This window comes from Micromonospora cathayae, from assembly GCF_028993575.1.
GTDB classification, from domain to species: domain Bacteria; phylum Actinomycetota; class Actinomycetes; order Mycobacteriales; family Micromonosporaceae; genus Micromonospora; species Micromonospora cathayae.
In genome coordinates this window covers 3,172,320-3,191,682 of the sequence record NZ_CP118615.1, presented here as the reverse complement: position 1 = coordinate 3,191,682, position 19,363 = coordinate 3,172,320, and the positions used below count along the sequence as shown (strand labels likewise).

Here is a 19,363-nt window from a genome sequence, read left to right as displayed (position 1 = left end):
CCTGCGCTGGTCGGGCAATGTGAGCCTGTAAGGCGAGGCTAGGTCTCGGAAGGCCCTCCGGTCAAGGACTCATGATCACATCAGACCGACAGAGGGCATTCGTACCGTCACCCGACGCGTACTGAAATTGGGACTTCGGGCATCAAATCGCGCGTTTGGCCGCCGGGTTGGCCCACTACCGTTCGAACTCGCCCTCGGCGTCGGCCAGGGCGTCGACGTCGACCTGATCGGCGAACTCGGCCGCCTCGGCGCTCTGCGCGGCCAACGCGTCCTTGACCGCCCGGATCGCCAGACCGGGCGGGTACCCCTTGCGGGCGAGCATGCCGACCATCCGCCGGAACACCGCATCCGGCTCGCCCCGCGCCGACCGCAGCTTGCGCTGCACCAGCGCACGGGCCGTCTCCTCCTCGGTGTCCTCGTCCAGCTCCCCGAGCGCCGCGCTGGCGACCTCGCCGTCCACCCCGCGCTGGCGCAGCTCGTTGGCGAGCGCCCGACGGGCCAGCCCGCGACCGGCGTGCCGGCTGCTGACCCAGGCCCGGGCGAAGGCGGCGTCGTCGATGATGCCGACCTCGTCGTACCGGTCGAGCACCTCGGCGGAGACCTCCGGCGAGACGCCCCGGCGGGCCAGCGCCCCGGCCAGCTCCGCCCGGGTCCGGGGCCGGACCGCGAGCTGCCGCAGGCAGATCTCCCGGGCCAGCTCCGCCTCGCTGCGCGGCGGAGTCGACCCGGTGTCGGTGTCGTCCCCGGCGTCCGGGTTGTCCCTGTAGTTCGGGTCGCCCCCGGCCGAGGTCGCCGGGCCGGGCTGGTCGGCCCGGTCGCGTCGCCCCCGGCGGGGACGGGAAGGGGTGTCACCCGTCCGGGACGGCGCGGCGTCCCAGCCCCGCCCCGAACGGGCCCGTCGTCCGGCCATCCGGCAGATCAGAAGTCGACCGGCGGCAGCTCGGGGCCACCGGCGGCGTCGCCCGCCCCGGTGCCGACACCGAGCTTCTCCAGGATCTTCTTCTCGATCTCGGCGGCCACGTCCGGGTTCTCCCGGAGGAACTCGCGGGCCTTCTCCTTGCCCTGGCCGAGCTGGTCACCGTCGTAGGTGTACCAGGCGCCGGACTTGCGGATGATCGCCTGCTCGACGCCCACGTCGATCAGCGAACCCTCCCGGGAGATGCCCTTGCCGTACATGATGTCGAACTCGGCCTGCTTGAACGGCGCGGCGACCTTGTTCTTCACCACCTTGACCCGGGTCCGGTTACCGACCACGTCGGTGCCGTCCTTGAGGCTCTCGATCCGGCGGACGTCGAGCCGGACCGAGGCGTAGAACTTCAGCGCCCGCCCACCGGTGGTGGTCTCCGGCGAGCCGAACATGACACCGATCTTCTCGCGGAGCTGGTTGATGAAGATCGCGGTGGTGCCGGTGTTGTTCAGCACGCCGGTGATCTTCCGCAGCGCCTGGCTCATCAGCCGGGCCTGCAGACCGACGTGACTGTCGCCCATCTCGCCCTCGATCTCGGCACGCGGCACCAGGGCGGCCACCGAGTCGATCACGATGATGTCGAGCGCGCCGGACCGGACCAGCATGTCGGCGATCTCGAGCGCCTGCTCACCGGTGTCGGGCTGGGAGACCAGCAGGGCGTCGGTGTCCACACCGAGCGCCTTCGCGTACTCCGGGTCGAGCGCGTGCTCGGCGTCGACGAAGGCGGCGATGCCACCGTTGCGCTGCGCGTTGGCGACCGCGTGCAGGGCGACCGTGGTCTTACCGCTGGACTCGGGACCGTAGATCTCGACCACCCGGCCCCGGGGCAGACCACCCACGCCGAGCGCCACGTCGAGCGCGATGGAGCCGGTGGGGATGATCGCGGTCTGGACGACGGGCCGCTCCCCCAGGCGCATCACCGAACCCTTGCCGAACTGCTTGTCGATCTGCGCGAGAGCAAGGTCGAGTGCCTTCTCCCGGTCGGGCGCTGCCGCCATCGTTACCCCTGCCTTCGCCGGCGTCTTTCCTGAGCTTCTCGTCACGCGGACACGCTAGGCGCTGGGTCCGACAGAAAACCAGCCGACCGGCCGTGACCTGTGGACAAGCACCCCGCTGTGGACAATAGCCGAACAGGTGTACGAGACGAGCAGCGACACACCGGAACGGTGAAACGCCTGGTCAGCGCAGTCGCGCGGGCACCCGGTCCGGATACGCGGCGCACACCGCCCGCCACACCACGTGGGTCTGCTCACCCGAGGCGAACGCCTGCTCGATGGTCCGGCCACCGAGTTGGGACAGGACCTGGTCCCGGGCGATGCTGGCGGCGTAACCGGGCCCGAAGGCCTCCTCCAGCCGGCTCCAGAAGTCGGTCAGCCGCACCACGTACCCCCGGTCTCCACCGTCAGTCCTCCGTCGGCGCGCGTACCGGCGCCGGACGCAACGCTAGCGCCACCAGCGGGACCACCGCGACCGCCGCGAGGAGAGTGAGCACCGGATACCCGGCCACCTGCATGACGAATCCGCTGACCGCGCCGGCCGCCGCGCCGGCCAACCCCATGGTCAGATCCGAGAAACCCTGGACCGCCGGACGTCCGGCCGCCGGGACCGACTCCGACAGCAGCGTGGAGCCGGCCACCATGGTGCCCGACCAGCCCAGCCCGAGCAGGGCCAGCCCGACCGTGAGCGGCACCGTGCGGTGCCCGGCGGTGCCGGCCACCGCGCAGGCGGCCAGCAGCACCCCGGCCCCGCCCAGGATCACCGGCCGCCGGCCGAGCCGGTCGGTGAGCCAGCCGACCACCGGCGCGAGGGCGTACATGCCGGCGATGTGCAGGCTCAGCACCACCCCCACCACCGGCAGCACGTCGGCGTCGTGGTGGTACTCGCCGAGGCGTACCGGGGTCATCGACATCACCGCGACCATCACCAGGTGGCCCACCGCGACGGCGGCGATACCGAGCCTGGCGGCCGGCCGGTGCCGTACCGTCCGCCAGGCGGCCCGCATGCCGGCGGCCCGGGGGCGGACCGCCGGCCCGGCCGGGGCCGGCGCGTCGGCCGCCGCCAGCCGGCGGGCGGTGAGCAGCGGGTCGGGACGCAACAACAGGAAGATCACCACGGCGGCGAGGACGAACGCGACCGCGCTGAACGCGAACGGCCCGGCCAGCGTCGGCAGCCCCCAGCGGCTGGTGGTGGCGTCGGCGAGGGCGGCGAAGTTCGGCGCGGCCACCGCGCCGACCGTGGTGGCCCAGACGATCAGCGAGAGCTGCCGACCCCGCCGGGCCGGCTCGGCGAGGTCCACGGCGGTGTACCGGGCCTGGAGGTTCGCGGCCGAGCCGCCGCCGAACAGCAGCATGCCGAGGAAGAGCAGCGGCACCGAGCGGGCGGTCGCGGCGGTCACCACCAGGACCCCACCGACCGCGCCGACGAGGTACGCCAGCACCAGGCCGGGCCGCCGGCCGTACCCGGACATGATCCGGGTGATCGGTACGGCGAGGAGCGCACCGCCCACCACCGCCGCGCTCTGCGCCAGACCGGCGACCGCCGCCCCGGCGATCCGCTCGGCGAGCAGGGCCCCCACCGAGATCCCGATGGTCAGCCCGATCCCGCCGATGATCTGGGTGCCGAAGAGCAGGCGCAGGGTACGCCGCTGGATCGGCACCACGTCGGGACGTACGCCGGCGGGGGCGGTGAGGTCGGTGGTCATCGGCGGCTCCTCGGCAGGGGCCCCCATCCTGGCGTACCCGGTGCGTGGGCCGCCGCCCGGTTCCCGTCAGAGGTCGAGACCCCGGCCGATGATCTCCTTCATGATCTCGGTGGTGCCGCCGTAGATGGTCTGCACCCGGCCGTCCAGCCACGCCTTCGCCACCGGGTACTCGAGCATGTAGCCGTACCCGCCGTGCAGTTGCAGGCAGCGGTCGGCGACCCGGTTCTGCAGCTCGGTCGTCCACCACTTCGCCTTGGCGGCGTCGACCACGGTGAGCCGGCCGGCGTTGAACTCGGTGACGCAGTGGTTGAGGAAGGTCCGGGCGATGGTCACCTCGGTGTCCAGTTCGGCCAGCAGGAACCGGTTGTGCTGGAAGGCGCCGATCGGGCGGCCGAACGCCTGCCGTTCCCGGGCGTAGTCGAGGGTGACCGCGAGCAGCCGTTCGGCGGCGGCGACCGCGGCGACGGCGATACCGAGCCGCTCCCGGGGCAGGTTCGCCATCAGGTGGTAGAAGCCGTGGTTCTCGGTGCCGATCAGGTTCTCCGCCGGCACCCGGCAGTCGTCGAAGAACAGCTCGGCGGTGTCGTTGGCCTTCAGCCCCACCTTGGCCAGCCGGCGGCCCCGGGTGAAGCCGGGTGTGCCGCGTTCCACCGCGATCAGGCTGACCCCGTGCGCGCCCTGCTCCGGCGCGGTCTTGGCGACCACCACGACCAGGTCGGCCTGCTCACCGTTGGTGATGAAGGTCTTCTGCCCGTTCAGCACCCACCCGTCGCCGTCGCGGACCGCGGTGGTGCGGATGCCGGCCAGGTCGGAGCCGGCCCCGGGTTCGCTCATCGCGATCGCGGTGACCAGGTCACCCGAGCAGAACCCGGGCAGCCAGCGGGCGCGCTGCGCGTCGGTGGTCAGCTCGGTCAGGTACGGCGCGACCACGTCGTTGTGCAGCCCGAAACCGAGCCCGGAGCAGCCGGCGGCGACGACCTCCTCGGCCAGCACCGCGTTGAACCGGAAGTCCCGCTGACCACCGCCGCCGTACGCGGGGTCGACGTCCGTGCCGAGCAACCCGGCCGCGCCCGCCTTCCGCCAGACGTCCCGGTCGACGATGCCCTCGGCCTCCCAGCGGTCGTGGTGCGGCACCGCCTCCCGGGTCAGGAACTCCCGGCACAGGTCGCGGAACTCCTCGTGGACGGGCTCGTAGAGATGCTGCTCCATGCCGGTCAGTCTGGCACCGGGTTCCCGCCCTGCCCAGGGGGCACCGGCCGGGACTGCCCGGCGGCCCCGTCGCCCGGCTCCACAGTCCCGGCGGTCGGGCCGGCAAACCCGGCGGACGGGCCGGCGGACGGGCCGGCGGACCCGGCGGGCGGCAGACCCGGCGGGCGGGCCGGCCAGCCGGCGTTCCAGGCGGCGTACCCGGACCAGGGTCAGGCCGCCGGTCCCGGCGAAGACCGCCGCGATCAGGCCGTGCACCGGCGGCCTTGTCGGGTGCAGCCGCCCGCACCAGGTGGCGTCAGCCGGCGAGGGCGCGGGCGGCGACGGTGAGGTCGTCGACCAGCCCCTGGTAGGCGATCTCCTGGTTGTCGGCGCGCAGCACGGCCGAGGGGTGGATGGTGGCCAGCAGCCGGGCCGGTGGGGCGTCGAGCACGGTGCCCGCCGAGTCGACCGGCACCCGGGCGAAGTCCTCGGGGTGCTGCGCGGCGGCGGGCCAGGGCAGCAGCTCACCGCGCTGCCGGGTGACCCGGAAGGTCGGCCCGAGCAGGGCCTTGGCCGCGGTCGCACCGAGCACCACCACGATCTCCGGACGGAGCCGGGCGAACTCGGCGACCAGCCAGGGCCGGCAGGCGGTGATGTGTACCCGGTCGGGCGTCTGGTGGATGCGGCGCTTGCCGCGCAGCTCGAACCGGAAATGCTTGACGGCGTTGGTGAGGTAGAGCTGGGTGGGATCGAGACCGGCGTCGTCGACCGCCCGACGGAGCAGCCGCCCGGCCGGGCCGACGAAGGGCAGCCCCTTCTGGTCCTCCATGTCGCCGGGCTGCTCACCGACGAGGACCACCCGGGCGTCCGCGTCGCCCCGGCCGAAGACGGTCTGGGAGGCGTCCCGGTAGAGCTCACAGCCCCGGCAGCCGGTCGCGGCGGCGCGCAACTGGTCGAGGGTGTCGGCCTGCGGCGGGATGAACTGCTGGGCGCCCGGGGCGGTCGCGGTCTGTTCGGACATGGCGAATGTTGTACCCGTTCGTCCCGCGATCACGCGGGCGACCCGCCCGACCGATCGGAGCCCGATCTCCCCGCCGCAGGTCGGGTCGGGTGTGCCCGGACCGTCGCGCGGCAGGTCACGCGGCAGAGCCGGCCCGGCCGGGTGGCTCGGGCCGGCCGACCGCGCAGCGGATGGGCGTGGCGGTCACGCGGTGAAGCCGTCCGTTCGGGTGGGGCGTAGCGCCCGGGCGACGGCGTCGGCGAGTTCGCCGATCTCGCCGTCGTCGAGCGAGCTGACCGTCAGCCGGACCGCCGGCGGGGCACCGATCCGGAAGTGCGCGCCGGGCGCGACGGACCAGCCGGCGTCCCGCAGGGCGGTGACCGCGCCGGTCTCGTCGGGCACCGGCAGCCAGACGTTGATGCCACTGCGGCCGTGGGCGGTGAGGCCGTGCCCGGCGAGCGCGGCGAGCAGGGCGGCCCGCCGCCGCTGGTAGCTCTCCCCGGCCCGGGCGACCAGCGCGGTGGTCGCCGGATCGGCCCAGAGCGCCAGCACCAGACGTTGCAGCAGGGTGGACACCCAACCGGGTCCGATTCGCATCCGGCCGGCCACCCGGGCCACGGTGGCCTCGTCCCCGGCGAGCACCGCCAGCCGCAGGTCGGGCCCGTAGGGTTTGCTCACCGAGCGGACGAAGGCCCAGCGCGGGGTGGCCCCGGCGAGCGGGTGCAGCGGCAGTTGGGACAGCTCGGCGGCGTGATCGTCCTCGATCAGCAGCAGGTCGGGTCGGCCGGCGAGCAGCTCGCGCAGCGCGGCGGCCCGGCCGGCGGAGACGGCGGCCCCGGTGGGGTTCTGCGCGCGGCTGGTCACGATCAGCGCCCGCGCGCCCAGGGCCAGCGCGTCGCGTACCCCGGAGACGGTCGGGCCGTCGTCGTCGACCGGCACCGCTACCGGCCGCAGCCCCAGCACGGCGACCAGGTCGAGCAGGTTGGCCCAGCCCGGGTCCTCCACCGCCACCGGATCACCGGGACGCAGGTGGGCGGCGAGGAGACGCTCGATGGCGTCGAGCGCACCGGCGGTCACGGTGATCTCCCCCGCCGGGACCCCGTCGGCGGTCAGCCGGCTGCCGGCGACGTCGGCCAGCTCGGGCAGCACCCCACCGGTGGCGTAGCCGACCGCCGGACCGATCCGCTCGGCGAGCCGGGCCAGGTGCGGGCCGAGTGGCGGCAACAGCCGGAGGTCGGGCTGCCCCCGGGAGAGGTCACGGGTGCCGGGGACCGGCGGCGGGTGCAGGGCGGCACGCCGGCTGGCGACCGGTGGCCGGGGCCGGACCCGGGTGCCGTGCCGGCCGGCGGTCGCCACCAGCCCTCGCTGCCGCAGTTCCTGGTAGGCCCGCGCGACGGTGGCCGGGCTGACCGCGAGCGCGGCGGCCAGGGCCCGGACCGGGGGCAGGCTCGTCTCCGGCGGGAGCGCGCCGTCGCGGATGCCCGATTCGACGCTCGCCGAAATCTCGGCCGCCGTGCCGCCGGTGATCTGATAACGTACTGCCACAGTCATGGGAATGTACTAGAACAAAGGCGGGATGTCACATGTACACGCCGACCGCCCGGACCACCCCCCACCGGGCCCGCGACCGGATGAGCTACGAGGGGGCCGCCGCGCACGCCGTACTGGACGAGGCGTACCACTGCACCCTGGGGTTCGTGGTCGACGGCGAGCCACGCCTGCTGCCCACCCTGCACGTACGGGTGGGTGAGACGCTCTACCTGCACGGGTCCACCGGCAGCCGGCCGCTGCTCGCCGCCCGGGGCCCGGCCGGGCTGGCGGTCTGCGTGAGCGTCACCCTGCTCGACGGTCTGGTCTACGCCCGCTCGCAGTTCCACCACAGCGCCAACTACCGTTCGGTGGTCGCGCACGGTGTCGCCCACCTGGTCACCGACGCCGAGGAGAAGGCCACCGTGCTGGCCGCGCTGGTGGAGAAGGTCGCCGCCGGCCGGGCCGCGCAGAGCCGTCCGCCGAGCCGCCGGGAGTTGGCCGAGACCGCCGTCCTGGCCCTGCCGCTGCGCGAGGTCTCCGTCCGGGCCCGCACCGGCGGCGTCCAGGACGAGCCGACCGACCTGGAGCTGCCGTACTGGGCGGGGGTGGTGCCGCTGCGGCGGGAACGCGGGCTGCCCGAGCCGGACGCCGGGGTCAGCGTGCCGGTGCCGGACGCCCTCCGGCCCGCCCGGTCGCCCTGGCTCGACCCGGTGCCGATGCGGGGCGACCACGTGCGGCTCGCGCCGCTCGACGAGTCGCACACCGACGAGTTGTGGGCCGCCACCGCCGATCCGGAGGTCTGGCGGCACCTGGGCGGTCCGCAGCCGGACGGTCCGGTCGGCATGCGGGACGTGATCCGCAGCGCTCTGCTCATGCACGCGCGCGGCGAGCGGGTGCCGTGGGTGCTGCGGTGCGCGGTGACCGGCGCGGTGGTCGGCACCACCTCCTTCTACGAGGTCGACCCGACGCAGCGATCGGTGGCGATCGGCTACACCTTCCTCGGTCGGCCCTGGTGGCGGACCGGCGTCAACACCGAGGCGAAGCTGATGTTGCTGCGGCGGGCCTTCGACGAGTTGGGCGCGGTCCGGGTGGTCTGGCACACCGACATCCGCAACGAGCGTTCGCAGCGCGCCATCGCCCGGCTCGGCGCGCACCGGGAGGGGGTGCTCCGGATGCACCGGCAGCGCCCCGACGGTTCCTGGCGGGACACCGTGCAGTATTCGATGGTCGTCGACGAGTGGCCGGAAGCACAGCGCAGGCTGCGGGAAAGGCTTCGTCCGGTGGCACCCGTGGCGTCATGATGGCCGACGTGCTGGGCATCACCGACTTCTGGACCTTCGTACTGGGCACCGTGGCCATCGTGCTGCTGCCCGGTCCCAACTCGCTCTTCGTGCTCTCCACCGCCGCCCGGCGCGGGGTGGGTGCCGGGTACCGGGCCGCCGCCGGGGTCTTCGTCGGCGACGCGCTGCTCATGGTGCTCTCCGCGGCCGGGGTGGCCTCGCTGCTGACCGCGTACCCGCCGCTCTTCCTGGTGATCAAGTACGCCGGCGCGGCGTACCTCGGCTACCTGGGGCTGGTCATGCTGCGCGGTGCGTGGCGGCGCTGGCGGACCCGGCACGACCCGGCCACGCCGCGTCTGATCGACAGCGCCGAGCCGGCCGCGCTGCGCGCCCCCTTCCGGCGGGCGCTGCTGATCAGCATCGTCAACCCGAAGGCGATCCTGTTCTTCATCTCGTTCTTCATCCAGTTCGTCGAGCCGACCTACCCCTGGCCGGCGCTCTCCTTCCTGGCGCTGGGGCTGATCGTCCAGGTGACCAGTGCGCTCTACCTGACCGCCCTGATCTTCGCCGGCACCTTCCTGGCCACCCAGTTCCGGACGCGCCGTCGCCTGACGGCCACCGCCACCACCGGCGTCGCCGCCCTCTTCCTCGGCTTCAGCCTCAAACTCGCCACCGCCAGCGCCGGCTGACCTCCGCGCAGGCCACCACGGCACCGCCGGCTGACCTCGCGGGCCACTGCCGGCCGCCGGCGACCTCCGCGAGCCACCACCGGACCGCCGGCTGACCTCCGCGAGCCACCACCGGACCGCCGGCGACCTCCGCGAGCCACCAGCGCCACCGCCGGCTGACCGGCGGGAAGCCACCGCCGACCGGGAGCCGGTGCCGCTCAGGTGCCGTCGCCGCCGCCACCGCCGATGCCGGCACCACCTCCGGTGCCCCCCAGGCCCTCCCCGGGGGCCACCGGCCGGTCCGGGGGACGGCTGACGTGCGCCGACCGGGTGACCCGCGCCGACCAGTCGGCATGTGCCGCCGCCTCCGCGTGCCGGTTGATCGTCGTGCGCAGCCAACCGTCCACCACGCTCACCCAGTCCCGCTGGCCGGCGTCGACGTGCCACACCTTGAACCGGCTGATGCTCTGGTGGGTGACCCCGGCCAGGGACAGCCGGCGGTCCGCCCAGAGGATCACCTCCAGGGTGGCGGAATCCGCCACGAAGATCAGTTCCAGCTCGGTGATCGGGCCGGCGTAGAGCGGGGCCACCCAGTAGTTGAGCCGCTGGTGGAACGGGAGGCTCTGGGCCACCCCGGGCAGCCGGCCCGCCTGTAGGCCGGCCTGGCGCATGGTGAACCCGAGCGTGTCCAGGGCGGCCAGCACGTGCTGCTGGGTGGGGAGCGGGTGCACGAACACCGGCACCAGCGCGCCCTGGTCCAGCAGCGGGTCGACCGCCACCTCGGTTCGCAGCCCCATCCGCAGGCTGAGCAACGGCACCCCACCGAAGATCGTCACCGGGGTCTCCCAGGGCATCGGCAGCGCGAAGGCGACCGACCGGCGTCGGCCGGCGCGGACCACGAACCCGCCGGCCACCGCCGCCTGGTGGAACTGCACCAGGCGGCGGGGCGCGTCCGGCTCCTCCGGTTCGACCGTGCTGACCAGGCCCAACCGGACGTGCCCGACCGGCACGTCACGGTTTCCGGCGGTGAGGGTGACCCGCCCCGGCAGCTTCAGGCCGGGGCGGGTGCTCGGGTTGGTCACCGAGGTGTGCACCGTCAGCCCGGTCCAGCCGGACTCCGGTGACACCCCCGTGAACCGCACCGTCGGTTCCCTACCGCATCCGTCGCCCGCGCGGCACCGGGTCGGTCTCGTCGTCGAACTCGCCGATGACCTCTTCGAGGAGGTCCTCCAGGGCCACGAACCCGATCGGCCGGGTCGGGCCGCCGCCGTTGCGGACCAGCGCGAGTTGCGCCTGTACGCCCCGCATGGCGGCCACCGCCTCGGTGACCGAGGCGGTCGCGGGCAGGGTGAAGGCGTCGGACATCAGCTCGCCCGCGCTCGCACCCCGACCGGTCGTGGTGGCCCGTACCGCCTCCCGGACGTGCACCAGACCGACCACCTCGCCGGTCGGGTCGACCACCGCCAGCCGGGACCGGCCACTGTTCCGGCTGACCTGCTCGATCCGCTCGGCGGGGTCGTCGCGGCGGACCGTGACGATCTCCCCGAACGGCTCCATCACGTCGGACACCTTGGTGCCCTGCAACTCGAGCATGCTGGTGAGCATCTGGTGCTGCTCGGCGCCGAGCAGCCCGTGTTCCCGGGACTGTTCGAGCAGCATCCGCAGCTCGTCCGGGCCGTGCACCTGGGCGAGCTGGTCCTGCGGGTTGACCTTCACCAGCCGCAGCATCGCGTTGGCGACCGCGTTCAGCAGCGACAGCACCGGCCGGGCCACCCGGGCGAAGGCCCGGAACGGCAGGGCCAGCAGCAGCGCCGACCGTTCCGCGTCGGTGATCGCCCACGACTTCGGGGCCATCTCGCCGACCACCAGGTGCAGGAAGGTGACCAGGCTCAGCGCGAAGATCAGGGCGATCACGTGGCTGGCGGCCGTCGGGATGCCGACCGCGTGCAGCAGCGGGCTGAGCAGGTGTTCGATCGCCGGTTCGGCGAGCGCGCCCAGGCCCAGCGTGCAGAGGGTGATGCCGAGCTGCGCGCCGGCCAGCATCAGGGAGAGTTCCCGGACGCCGTCCAACGCCGCCCGGGCGGCCCGTCCGCCGCTGGCGGCGGCCTGTTCCAGCCGGTACCGCTTGCTGGCGACCAGGGCGAACTCGGCGGCCACGAAGAACCCGTTCAGGGCGAGCAGCACCACCGAGGTGATCAGCGCGAAGCCGGTGCTCATGCGGTCACCTCACTGGTGCCGCTGACCCGCAGCCGGACCGAGTCGGCGACGTGCCGGTCCACCACGAGCACCTCGACGAGGGCACGCGGGGCCAGCTCGCCTTCCTCGGCGGGCAACCGGATCTCCAGCAGGTCCCCGACCTCGGGGACCCGGCCCAGCTCCCGCATGACCAGCCCGGAGATGGTGTCGTACTCGGGGCCCTCGGGCAGCGAGATGCCGGTGCTGTCGGCCACCTCGTCGATCCGCCAGCGGGCCGGCACCACCCAGGAGCCGTCGTCCTGCCGGGCCGGGGCCCGCTCCGGCGGGTCGTCCTCGTCGCGGATCGGGCCGACCAGTTCCTCGGCGATGTCCTCCAGCGTGATCACGCCGGCGAAGCCGCCGTACTCGTCGACCACGCAGGCGAGCTGCCGGTGCCCGACCCGGAGCCGGTCGAGCACCGTCGGCAGCGGCAGCGTCTCCGGCACCAGCAGCGGCGGTACGGCCACCGCGCTGACCGGTGTGGTCGCGCGTTCGGTCGGCGGTACGCCGAGCACGTCGGCGATGCCGACCACGCCGACCAGGTCGTCGACGCCCTCGGTGCCGCGTACCGGGAACCGGGAGTGGCCGGTGTCGAGCATCTCGACCACCCGGCTGATCGGGTCGTCGGCGCGTACGGTGTGCACGTCGACCCGGGGCACCATGGCCTCCCCGGCGGTCAGTTCCCGGAAGTCCAGTCCCCGGTCGAGCAGGTCGGACATGGCCTTGTCCAGGTGCCCTTCCTGGCGGGACTCGGCGATGATCTGCTCGAGGTCCTCGGGGGTGGCCCCGCTGGGCAGTTCCTCGATCGGTTCGATGCCGAGCCGGCGCAGCAGCCGTACCGCGGCCCGGTCGAAGAGTTTGATCAACGGCCCGGCCACGGCCAGGTAGATCAGGGTGGATCGGCTGAGGGCCCGGGCCAGCGGCTCCGGGCGGGCGATGGCGAGGTTCTTCGGGGCGAGTTCGCCGAGCACCATCTGCACCACGGTCGCGATGACCAGGGCCAGCACCACCGACAGCGGCAGGCTGACCGCGGTCGAGATCCCGGTGACGCCGAGCAGCTCGGCCAGTCCGGCGCCGAGGAACGGCTCGGCGACGTAACCGACGAGCAGGGCGGTGACGGTGATCCCGAGCTGGGCCCCGGAGAGCATGAAGGAGAGCCGGCCGGTCACCTTCAGGGCGCGGGCGGCGGCCTGGTCACCGTCGTCGGCGAGCTGCTTGAGCTTGCCCCGGTCGACGGCGACGTAGCCGAACTCCTGCGCCACGAAGTAGCCGGTGGCGGCGGTCAGAACGATGATCAGTGCGAGTCCGGCGGCGATCAACACGGGAGACTCAGGGCTCCCGGGGACGTCGCGGAACGGGGGGAAGGCCGGGTCGTACCCGGCCGGCTACTGCTGCCCTCCTGGGCAGAAGAGTCGATCATGCAGGTCATTTTATCGGTCACCGCTGTGCGCCGCCTGGGAGTCCGGCAGGTCGTCACACCGACCCGCCGGGGTCGAGCAGCGCGTCACACCGGCCCGCCGCAGTCGAGCAGCGCGTCACGCCAGCTCGTCGGTGTCGAGCAGTTCGCGGTCGACCCCGTTCGAGCGGTACGCGGCCCGGCCGATCATCTGCGCGGTGACCGGCGCGGTGGCGAGCTGGAAGAGCCCGACCAGCAGGAGCATGCCCAGGTCGGCGGGGTTGCGCAGCCGCAGCGTCAGCCCCAGCAGGATCAGCAGCATCCCGAGTACCTGTGGTTTGGTGACGGCGTGGATGCGGTCCACGGTGCTGGGCAGGCGCAGGACGCCGATCCCGGCCGCCAGGCTGAGCACGGCGCCGGCCAGCAGGCAGCCACCGGCCAGCAGGTCGGCCACGCCGGTGCCGGTCAGGCCGCCGACGGCCACCGCTCCGGCGGCCGCGACCCCGCCCACGGCCAGGGTTCCGGCGGCTCCGGCGGCCACGACCGCGCCGCCGGTCACGACTCCTCCCCGGCGGCGAACCGGACCAGCGCCACCGAGCCCAGGAAGCCGAGCAGCGCCAACACCACCAGCACCGGCAGGGTGGTGGCCCGCCGGTGCACCGCCGCCTCCGCGCCGACCGCGCTGATCATCGTGGCGAGCAGCAGTTCGGTGGCGACCAGCCGGTCGAGCAGGGCCGGGCCCAGCACCATCCGGGCCAGGGCCAGCAGCACGGTGACCGAGAGCAGGACGGTGACGGCGACGACCAGTACCGGGTTCATCGGTTGGGTCCTTCCTCGACGGGGTGGGAGGTGAGCAGCCGGACCTCGGCGGGCGAGCCGATGGCCCGGAGGAGACGTCGCTCGACGTCCCGGATGCGGCGACGGCTGCGGGTCAGGTTTCCGGTGCCGCGGACGTCGAACACGTGCACGTAGAGCACCCCGGCCTTCCGGTCGACGTCGAGGATCAGCGTCCCCGGCACCAGGGAGAGCAGCTCGGCGGTGAGGGCCAGGTTCAGGTCGGTACGCACCCGCAGCTCGACCGCGATGATCGCGCTGCGCGGCCGGTACCCGGGTCGGACGGCGACCCAGGCGACGTGGACGCTGGCGGTGACGAGTTCGGCGACGAACCGCACCGTGAGGTCCAGCAGCGCGACCGGTCGCAGCCGGGCGTCCAGGGTGACCGGGGGCAGCGGGAAGAACACCAGCACGGCGACCGCGACGAGCAGCCCTCCGACGAGGTTGCCGAGGCTGAACCGCCCCCACAGCAGGTTCCACATCAGCACCATCCAGCCCGCCGCGATCACCTGTTCACGCCAGCGGGCCACCCCGACGCGGACCGGGGACCTACCGGAACCTGGGGCGAACGGCCGTACCGGACCGGCAGCCGGCCGGTCGGCGGCGGGTGCCGGCCCTGACGGCGGCCCGGTGGTCGGTCGGTCTTCGGCGGGTGGCGGCCCTGGGGGCGGGGCGGCGGCCGGTCGGTCCCCGGCGGGTGGCGGTTCCGGGGGCGGGGCGGCGGTCACGGCGTGCCGCCGGGGAACACGGCCCGCACGTACGGGGTACGCAGGTGCAGGTCGGACGCCGCGTCCGCGGTGACCGCCCAGAGCGGCCCGGCGACCAGGGTGAGCACCACGCCGGACGCGACCAGCGCGATCGTCGACCCGACCATCAGGCCGGGCAGCCGGGTCGGCGGGTCGGCGGTGGCCAGCCGGGGCTCCCGCCAGAAGGCGATGTTCCAGACCCGGGAGGCGGTGTAGAGGGTGAGCAGGCTGGTCAGCGCCCCGGCGGCCACCAGCGTCCAGGGCAGCGCGCCGCCGACCTGCGCGCCGGCCTGGAAGAGGCCGAGCTTGCCGAGGAAGCCCGGGAAGGGTGGTACCCCGGCGAGGTTCATCGCGGGTACGAAGAACAGGACGGCGAGCAGCGGGGCGATCCGGGCCAGGCCACCCAGCCGACGCAGGTCGGTGCCGCCGGCCCGCTGCTCGACCAGGCCGGTGACGAGGAAGAGGGTGGTCTGCACGGTGATGTGGTGCACCACGTAGAAGATCGGGCCGGACAGCCCGGCGACGGTGCTCAACGCCACTCCGAAGATCATGTAGCCGATGTGGCTGACCAGGGTGAACGACAGCAGTCGCTTCAGGTCGGACTGGGCGACCGCGCCGAGGATGCCGACCAGCATGGTCAGCCCGGCGACCACCATCAGCAGCGTGCCGACCTGCCCGCCGGGGAAGAGCAGGGTCTCGGTACGGATGACCGCGTACACGCCGACCTTGGTCAGCAGGCCGGCGAAGACCGCGGTGACCGGGGCGGGGGCGGTGGGGTAGCTGTCCGGCAACCAGGCCGCGAGCGGGAAGACGGCCGCCTTGACGCCGAAGGCGAGCAGCAGCATCAGGTGCAGGGCCAGGGCCAGGTCGGCGGGGAGGGTTCCGAGCCGGGTGGCGAGTTGGGCCAGGTTGAGGGTGCCGGTGGCCGCGTAGACCAGCCCCACCCCGCTCAGCAGGATCATCGAGGAGAGCACGCTGACCACCACGTACGTGGAACCGGTCCGGATCCGGACGTCGGTGCCGCCCAGGGTGATCAGCACGTAGCTGGCGACCAGCAGGATCTCGAACCCGACGAAGAGGTTGAACAGGTCACCGGCGAGGAACGCGTTGGTGACGCCGGCGGTCAGCACCAGGTAGGTCGGGTGGAAGATGCTCACCGGGGTGCCCTCGCCGAGGTCACCCTGGCCCTGGCCGATGGAGTAGAGCAGCACGCAGAGCGTCACGGCGGCCGAGACGGTCAGCAGCAGGGCGGCCAACTGGTCGGCGACCAGCACGATGCCGACCGGCGGTGACCAGGCACCGAGCCGGACCACCAGCGGCCCGTGCTGGTACGCCCGGACGAGCAGCACCGCCGAGACGGCGAGGGTGGCGACGAGCACCAGCACGCTGATCGTCCGCTGTACCTGCGGCCAGCGCGGCAGCAGCAGGGTCAACGCGGCCCCGAGCAGCGGCATCACCACCGGCAGCGGCACCAGGGCGTTCACCGCCGTTCCCCCGGCCCACCGGGGTCGTCCCTCGGGCCCACGGTGTCGGGGTCCTCGGACAGCGCGGCGTCCCGGTCGGCGAGGCCGACGATCTGCCGGTCCTCCGGGTCGTCCCGGACGTCGTCGTGCGTGGTGAGCAGCCAACTGCGGTACGCCACCGCCAGCAGGAACGCGGCCAGTCCCAGGGTGATCACGATGGCGGTGAGGATCATCGCCTGGGGCAGCGGGTCGCTCATCCCGTCGACCGGCGTGGTCCCGGCCAGCGGGGCCCCGCCGGCCGGCCCGGCCAGCAGGATGAGCACGTTGACCCCGTTGCTGAGCAGGATCACGCCGAGCAGGATCCGGGTGAGGTTGCGTTCCAGCAGCAGCATCACCCCGGTCGCGACGAGCACCCCGACCAGGACCACCAGCACCAGGCTGGCACCCTGGCCGGACCCGGTCACGGCGGTTCCCCCGGCCGGTCGGCGGCCAACGCGCCGACCGCCCCGCCACCGGCCTGGATCTGCCGGTCCACCTCGGCGCCGAGACTGCGCAGCACGTCCAGCGCCAGCCCGACCACGACCAGGTAGACGCCGATGTCGAAGAACAGGGACGTGACCAGGTAGCCGTCGCCGAACCCGGGCACGCTCAGGTCGATCCGGGAACTCTCCAGCAGGTTGCCCCGGGCGGCGAGGGCCACCACCCCGGTGCCCACCGCGAGCCCCAGTCCGGCCCCGAGCACCGTGCCGGCACCGACCGGGGCGGCGTCCTCCAGTTCGTACCGGCCGCCGGCCAGGTAGCGCAGCGCCAGCGCCAGCCCGGCCACCAGGCCACCGGTGAAGCCGCCACCGGGCGCGTTGTGCCCGGAGAAGAGCAGGAAGAGGGAGAGCACCACGATGCTGTGGAAGAGCAGCCGGGTGACCACCTCGAAGACCAGGGAGCGGCGTCGTTCGTGCAGGGTGGGGCCGCCGCGCAGCCAGACCCGCTGACCCGGGTCCGCCGCCGTCGGGGCGGCCCGGCCCGGCCGGCGGGTGCGGGGGCGGGAGGCGTTCCGGGAGCGTTCGAACACCAGGCTGGCCACCCCGGTCGCCGCGACCACGAGTACCGCGATCTCGCCGGTGGTGTCCCAGGCCCGGATGTCCACCAGGACGACGTTGACCACGTTGCGGCCGTACGCCTCCTCGACGGCGAGCCGCGGGAAGTCCACCGAGACCGGCGGTACCTGCCGACCGGCGGCGGCCGCCGCGGCCAGGCCGGCCAGTACGGTGCCGACCGCCACCCCGATCACCCGTCGGACCCAGCGGCTGCGGCGCAACGGCCGGCGCGAGAAGCGGGGTGGCAGCCGGCGCAGCGCCAGCACGAACAGGGCGATGGTGGCCGTCTCGACCAGGATCTGGGTCAGCGCCAGGTCTGGCGCGCCGTGCAGTACGAAGATCATCGCGGTGCCGTAGCCGGTGACCCCGACCAGCAGCATCGCGGTCAGCCGGCGGCGGGCGGCCACCGCGAGCACCGCCGCCACCACCATCACCAGGGCGACCACCGACTGCACCGGGCTGTCCCACCACCGGGTGGGCACCGGCCAGGGCCGCAGCATCAGCAGCGCCCCGCCGGGCAGGGCCACCAGGACGACCAGGACGGTGCCGAGGTACTGCGGCAGCGAGCCGCGCTGGAGCCGGCTGGTCAGCTCGATCGCCGCCCGGTCGAGCAGGTGCGTCACCTGTTCGTAGTGCTGGGCCGGGGACTGCCGGAAGCGTAGGCGGGTCAGGGCCGGGGTCAGGTCGGCGCGGCGGAGGAAGAGGATCCCGCCGGCCGCCAGCGCCAGCGCGGACCAGGCCAGCGCGGGCGTCGGACCGGACCAGAGCGCCAGCGGGTGGTCGGCTCCGGCGAACCGCCCGGCGTACGGGGCGAGCAGCGCCCCGACCGGCCCGGCCAGCGGGCCGAGGAGGAGCCCGGCCACCGCCAGCAGGGCCGGCGGGACGACGAGCGCCGGGGACGGTCGGTGGACCGGGCGCGGCGCCACACCGGGCTTGTCAGCGAACGCGCCCCACAGGAACCGGGCGCTGTACGCCACGGTGAACGCCGTGCCGACCACCACGGCGGCCAGCGTCAGCGGGTCGTCGGCGAACGCGTACAGGACGGTTTCCTTGGCGACGAACCCGACCAGTGGTGGTACCCCGGCCATCGACGCGGCGGCGAGCATCGTGACCGCCGCCAGCAGCGGCAGCCGGTGCCGCAGCCCGGACAGGTCCCGCAGGTCCCGGGTACCGGCCACGTGGTCGATCGCGCCGACGACCAGGAACAGCGCCGCCTTGAACAGGGCGTGGGCCAGCAGCAGGGCCAGCGCGGCGAGCGCCGCCGCCCGGGTTCCCGCGCCGGCCACCGCGACGAGCAGGCCGAGCTGACTGACGGTGCCGTACGCCAGCAGCAGCTTCAGGTCGGTCTGGCGCAGCGCCGCCCAACCGCCGACGAGCAGGGTGGCGAGCCCGGCCACGGTGGTCACCGGCCGCCAGGGCGGGGTGTGGGCCAGCACCGGGGCCAGCAGGGCGACCAGGTAGACGCCGGCCTTCACCATGGCCGCCGCGTGCAGGTACGCGCTGACCGGGGTGGGCGCGGCCATCGCCACCGGCAGCCAGCCGCTGAACGGCAGTACGGCCGACTTGGCCAGCGCCCCGGTCAGCACCAGCAGCACCGCGACGGTCAGGTGTCCGCCCGACGGCGGGGTGGCGGTGATCTCCGACCAGCGGTACGTGCCGGCCTGTTCGGCGAGCAGGACGAAGCCGACGAGCATCGCCAGCCCACCCAGGGTGGTCACGGTCAACGCCTGGGCGGCGGCCCAGCGGCTGGCCCGCCGGTCGGGGTGGTGCCCGATCAGCAGGTACGAGAAGACGGTGGTCAGTTCCCAGCAGACGTAGAGCAGGATCAGGTTGTCGGCGAGGACCAGCCCGAGCATCGCCCCGGCGAAGGCGACCAGCACGCCGACGAACCGGCCCAGTTCCGGTTCGGCCGGGGTGAAGTAGCCGGCGCAGTAGACCAGCACCAGCGCGCCGATGCCGCCGACGAGCAGGGTCATCAGCCAGGAGAGGGTGGTCATCCGCAGCGCCAGGTCGAGTTGGAGCTGGCGTACCCAGGGGTGGGTTTCGGCGAGCGCGCCCCCGTCGCGGACCGCCGGGGTCCGCGCGAGCGCCCAGCCGAACGCGGCGGCCGGCGCGAGCGCGAGCGGGTAGCAGGCGCGCGGACCCCACCACCGGACCAGTGCCGGCGCGAGCAGCGCCGCCACCAGGTGGAGGATCAGCAGTACGAGCACGCGCCCTCCCGGTAGCCGCCGTGCGCGCCGGGGCGCTCCGCCTACCAGGGA

The 19,363-nt window shown here is 73.8% G+C and carries 18 protein-coding genes; 2 read left to right on the top strand and 16 right to left on the bottom strand.

Annotation, left to right across the window (positions count from 1 at the left end; genetic code table 11):
- Positions 1-175 precede the first annotated feature (175 nt).
- The 7 genes from PVK37_RS14760 to PVK37_RS14730 all read right to left on the bottom strand — a co-directional run bounded on the left by PVK37_RS14760 (position 176) and on the right by PVK37_RS14730 (position 7,401).
- Positions 176-910, bottom strand: coding sequence for a regulatory protein RecX (locus tag PVK37_RS14760; RefSeq protein ID WP_275034557.1), 735 nt, complete (start codon positions 908-910; stop codon positions 176-178).
- Between the two features lie 8 nt (positions 911-918).
- Positions 919-1,965: a recombinase RecA gene (gene recA / locus PVK37_RS14755; protein ID WP_275034556.1), complete on the bottom strand. Its 1,047-nt coding sequence runs from the start codon at positions 1,963-1,965 to the stop codon at positions 919-921.
- 181 nt (positions 1,966-2,146) lie between these two features.
- Complete coding sequence (locus PVK37_RS14750; RefSeq protein ID WP_275035119.1) at positions 2,147-2,347, bottom strand: DUF3046 domain-containing protein; 201 nt, start codon at positions 2,345-2,347, stop codon at positions 2,147-2,149.
- A 22-nt stretch (positions 2,348-2,369) separates the two neighbouring features.
- Positions 2,370-3,668, bottom strand: coding sequence for an MFS transporter (locus PVK37_RS14745; RefSeq protein ID WP_275034555.1), 1,299 nt, complete (start codon positions 3,666-3,668; stop codon positions 2,370-2,372).
- Between the two features lie 66 nt (positions 3,669-3,734).
- Positions 3,735-4,877, bottom strand: coding sequence for an acyl-CoA dehydrogenase family protein (locus tag PVK37_RS14740; RefSeq protein ID WP_275034554.1), 1,143 nt, complete (start codon positions 4,875-4,877; stop codon positions 3,735-3,737).
- Positions 4,878-5,172: 295 nt separating this feature from the next.
- Positions 5,173-5,877, bottom strand: a complete 705-nt coding sequence (locus tag PVK37_RS14735; protein ID WP_275034553.1) for a UdgX family uracil-DNA binding protein — start codon at positions 5,875-5,877, stop codon at positions 5,173-5,175.
- Between the two features lie 183 nt (positions 5,878-6,060).
- Positions 6,061-7,401, bottom strand: a complete 1,341-nt coding sequence (locus PVK37_RS14730) for an aminotransferase class I/II-fold pyridoxal phosphate-dependent enzyme (protein WP_275034552.1) — start codon at positions 7,399-7,401, stop codon at positions 6,061-6,063.
- Between the two features lie 38 nt (positions 7,402-7,439).
- Here PVK37_RS14730 and PVK37_RS14725 point away from each other — a divergent pair, with 38 nt between their 5' ends.
- Together PVK37_RS14725 and leuE are read left to right on the top strand one after the other, a co-directional pair.
- The gene (locus PVK37_RS14725) at positions 7,440-8,687 is read left to right on the top strand and encodes a bifunctional pyridoxamine 5'-phosphate oxidase family protein/GNAT family N-acetyltransferase (RefSeq protein ID WP_275034551.1); all 1,248 of its coding nucleotides are present in this window, start codon (positions 7,440-7,442) and stop codon (positions 8,685-8,687) included.
- Positions 8,684-9,355, top strand: a complete 672-nt coding sequence (gene leuE, locus PVK37_RS14720) for a leucine efflux protein LeuE (RefSeq protein WP_275034550.1) — start codon at positions 8,684-8,686, stop codon at positions 9,353-9,355. Before PVK37_RS14725 ends, leuE begins: the two co-directional genes overlap by 4 nt.
- Positions 9,356-9,552: 197 nt before the next feature.
- Here leuE and PVK37_RS14715 read toward each other — a convergent pair whose 3' ends face one another.
- From PVK37_RS14715 to PVK37_RS14675, 9 genes are all read right to left on the bottom strand, one after another.
- Complete coding sequence (locus PVK37_RS14715; protein WP_275034549.1) at positions 9,553-10,476, bottom strand: sporulation protein; 924 nt, start codon at positions 10,474-10,476, stop codon at positions 9,553-9,555.
- Positions 10,477-10,486: 10 nt separating this feature from the next.
- Positions 10,487-11,551 (bottom strand): hemolysin family protein, encoded by a 1,065-nt coding sequence (locus tag PVK37_RS14710; RefSeq protein ID WP_275034548.1) that lies wholly within the window; start codon positions 11,549-11,551, stop codon positions 10,487-10,489.
- Positions 11,548-12,891 carry a hemolysin family protein gene (locus tag PVK37_RS14705; protein ID WP_275034547.1) on the bottom strand — a complete coding sequence of 448 codons (1,344 nt, stop codon included), beginning with the start codon at positions 12,889-12,891 and terminating at the stop codon, positions 11,548-11,550. Before PVK37_RS14705 ends, PVK37_RS14710 begins: the two co-directional genes overlap by 4 nt.
- A gap of 213 nt (positions 12,892-13,104) precedes the next feature.
- Positions 13,105-13,524, bottom strand: a complete 420-nt coding sequence (gene mnhG, locus PVK37_RS14700; protein ID WP_275034546.1) for a monovalent cation/H(+) antiporter subunit G — start codon at positions 13,522-13,524, stop codon at positions 13,105-13,107.
- Positions 13,521-13,784: an MrpF/PhaF family protein gene (locus PVK37_RS14695; protein WP_275034545.1), complete on the bottom strand. Its 264-nt coding sequence runs from the start codon at positions 13,782-13,784 to the stop codon at positions 13,521-13,523. Before PVK37_RS14695 ends, mnhG begins: the two co-directional genes overlap by 4 nt.
- Entirely contained in the window at positions 13,781-14,329 is a 549-nt protein-coding gene (locus tag PVK37_RS14690; protein ID WP_275034544.1) for a Na+/H+ antiporter subunit E, read from the bottom strand. The genes PVK37_RS14695 and PVK37_RS14690 overlap by 4 nt, the downstream gene beginning before the upstream one ends.
- A 194-nt stretch (positions 14,330-14,523) precedes the next feature.
- Positions 14,524-16,029, bottom strand: a complete 1,506-nt coding sequence (locus PVK37_RS14685) for a Na+/H+ antiporter subunit D (protein ID WP_275034543.1) — start codon at positions 16,027-16,029, stop codon at positions 14,524-14,526.
- Positions 16,026-16,472, bottom strand: coding sequence for a Na(+)/H(+) antiporter subunit C (locus tag PVK37_RS14680; RefSeq protein ID WP_275034542.1), 447 nt, complete (start codon positions 16,470-16,472; stop codon positions 16,026-16,028). Before PVK37_RS14680 ends, PVK37_RS14685 begins: the two co-directional genes overlap by 4 nt.
- Positions 16,469-19,312 carry a Na+/H+ antiporter subunit A gene (locus PVK37_RS14675; protein WP_275034541.1) on the bottom strand — a complete coding sequence of 948 codons (2,844 nt, stop codon included), beginning with the start codon at positions 19,310-19,312 and terminating at the stop codon, positions 16,469-16,471. Before PVK37_RS14675 ends, PVK37_RS14680 begins: the two co-directional genes overlap by 4 nt.
- Positions 19,313-19,363: the final 51 nt, after the last annotated feature.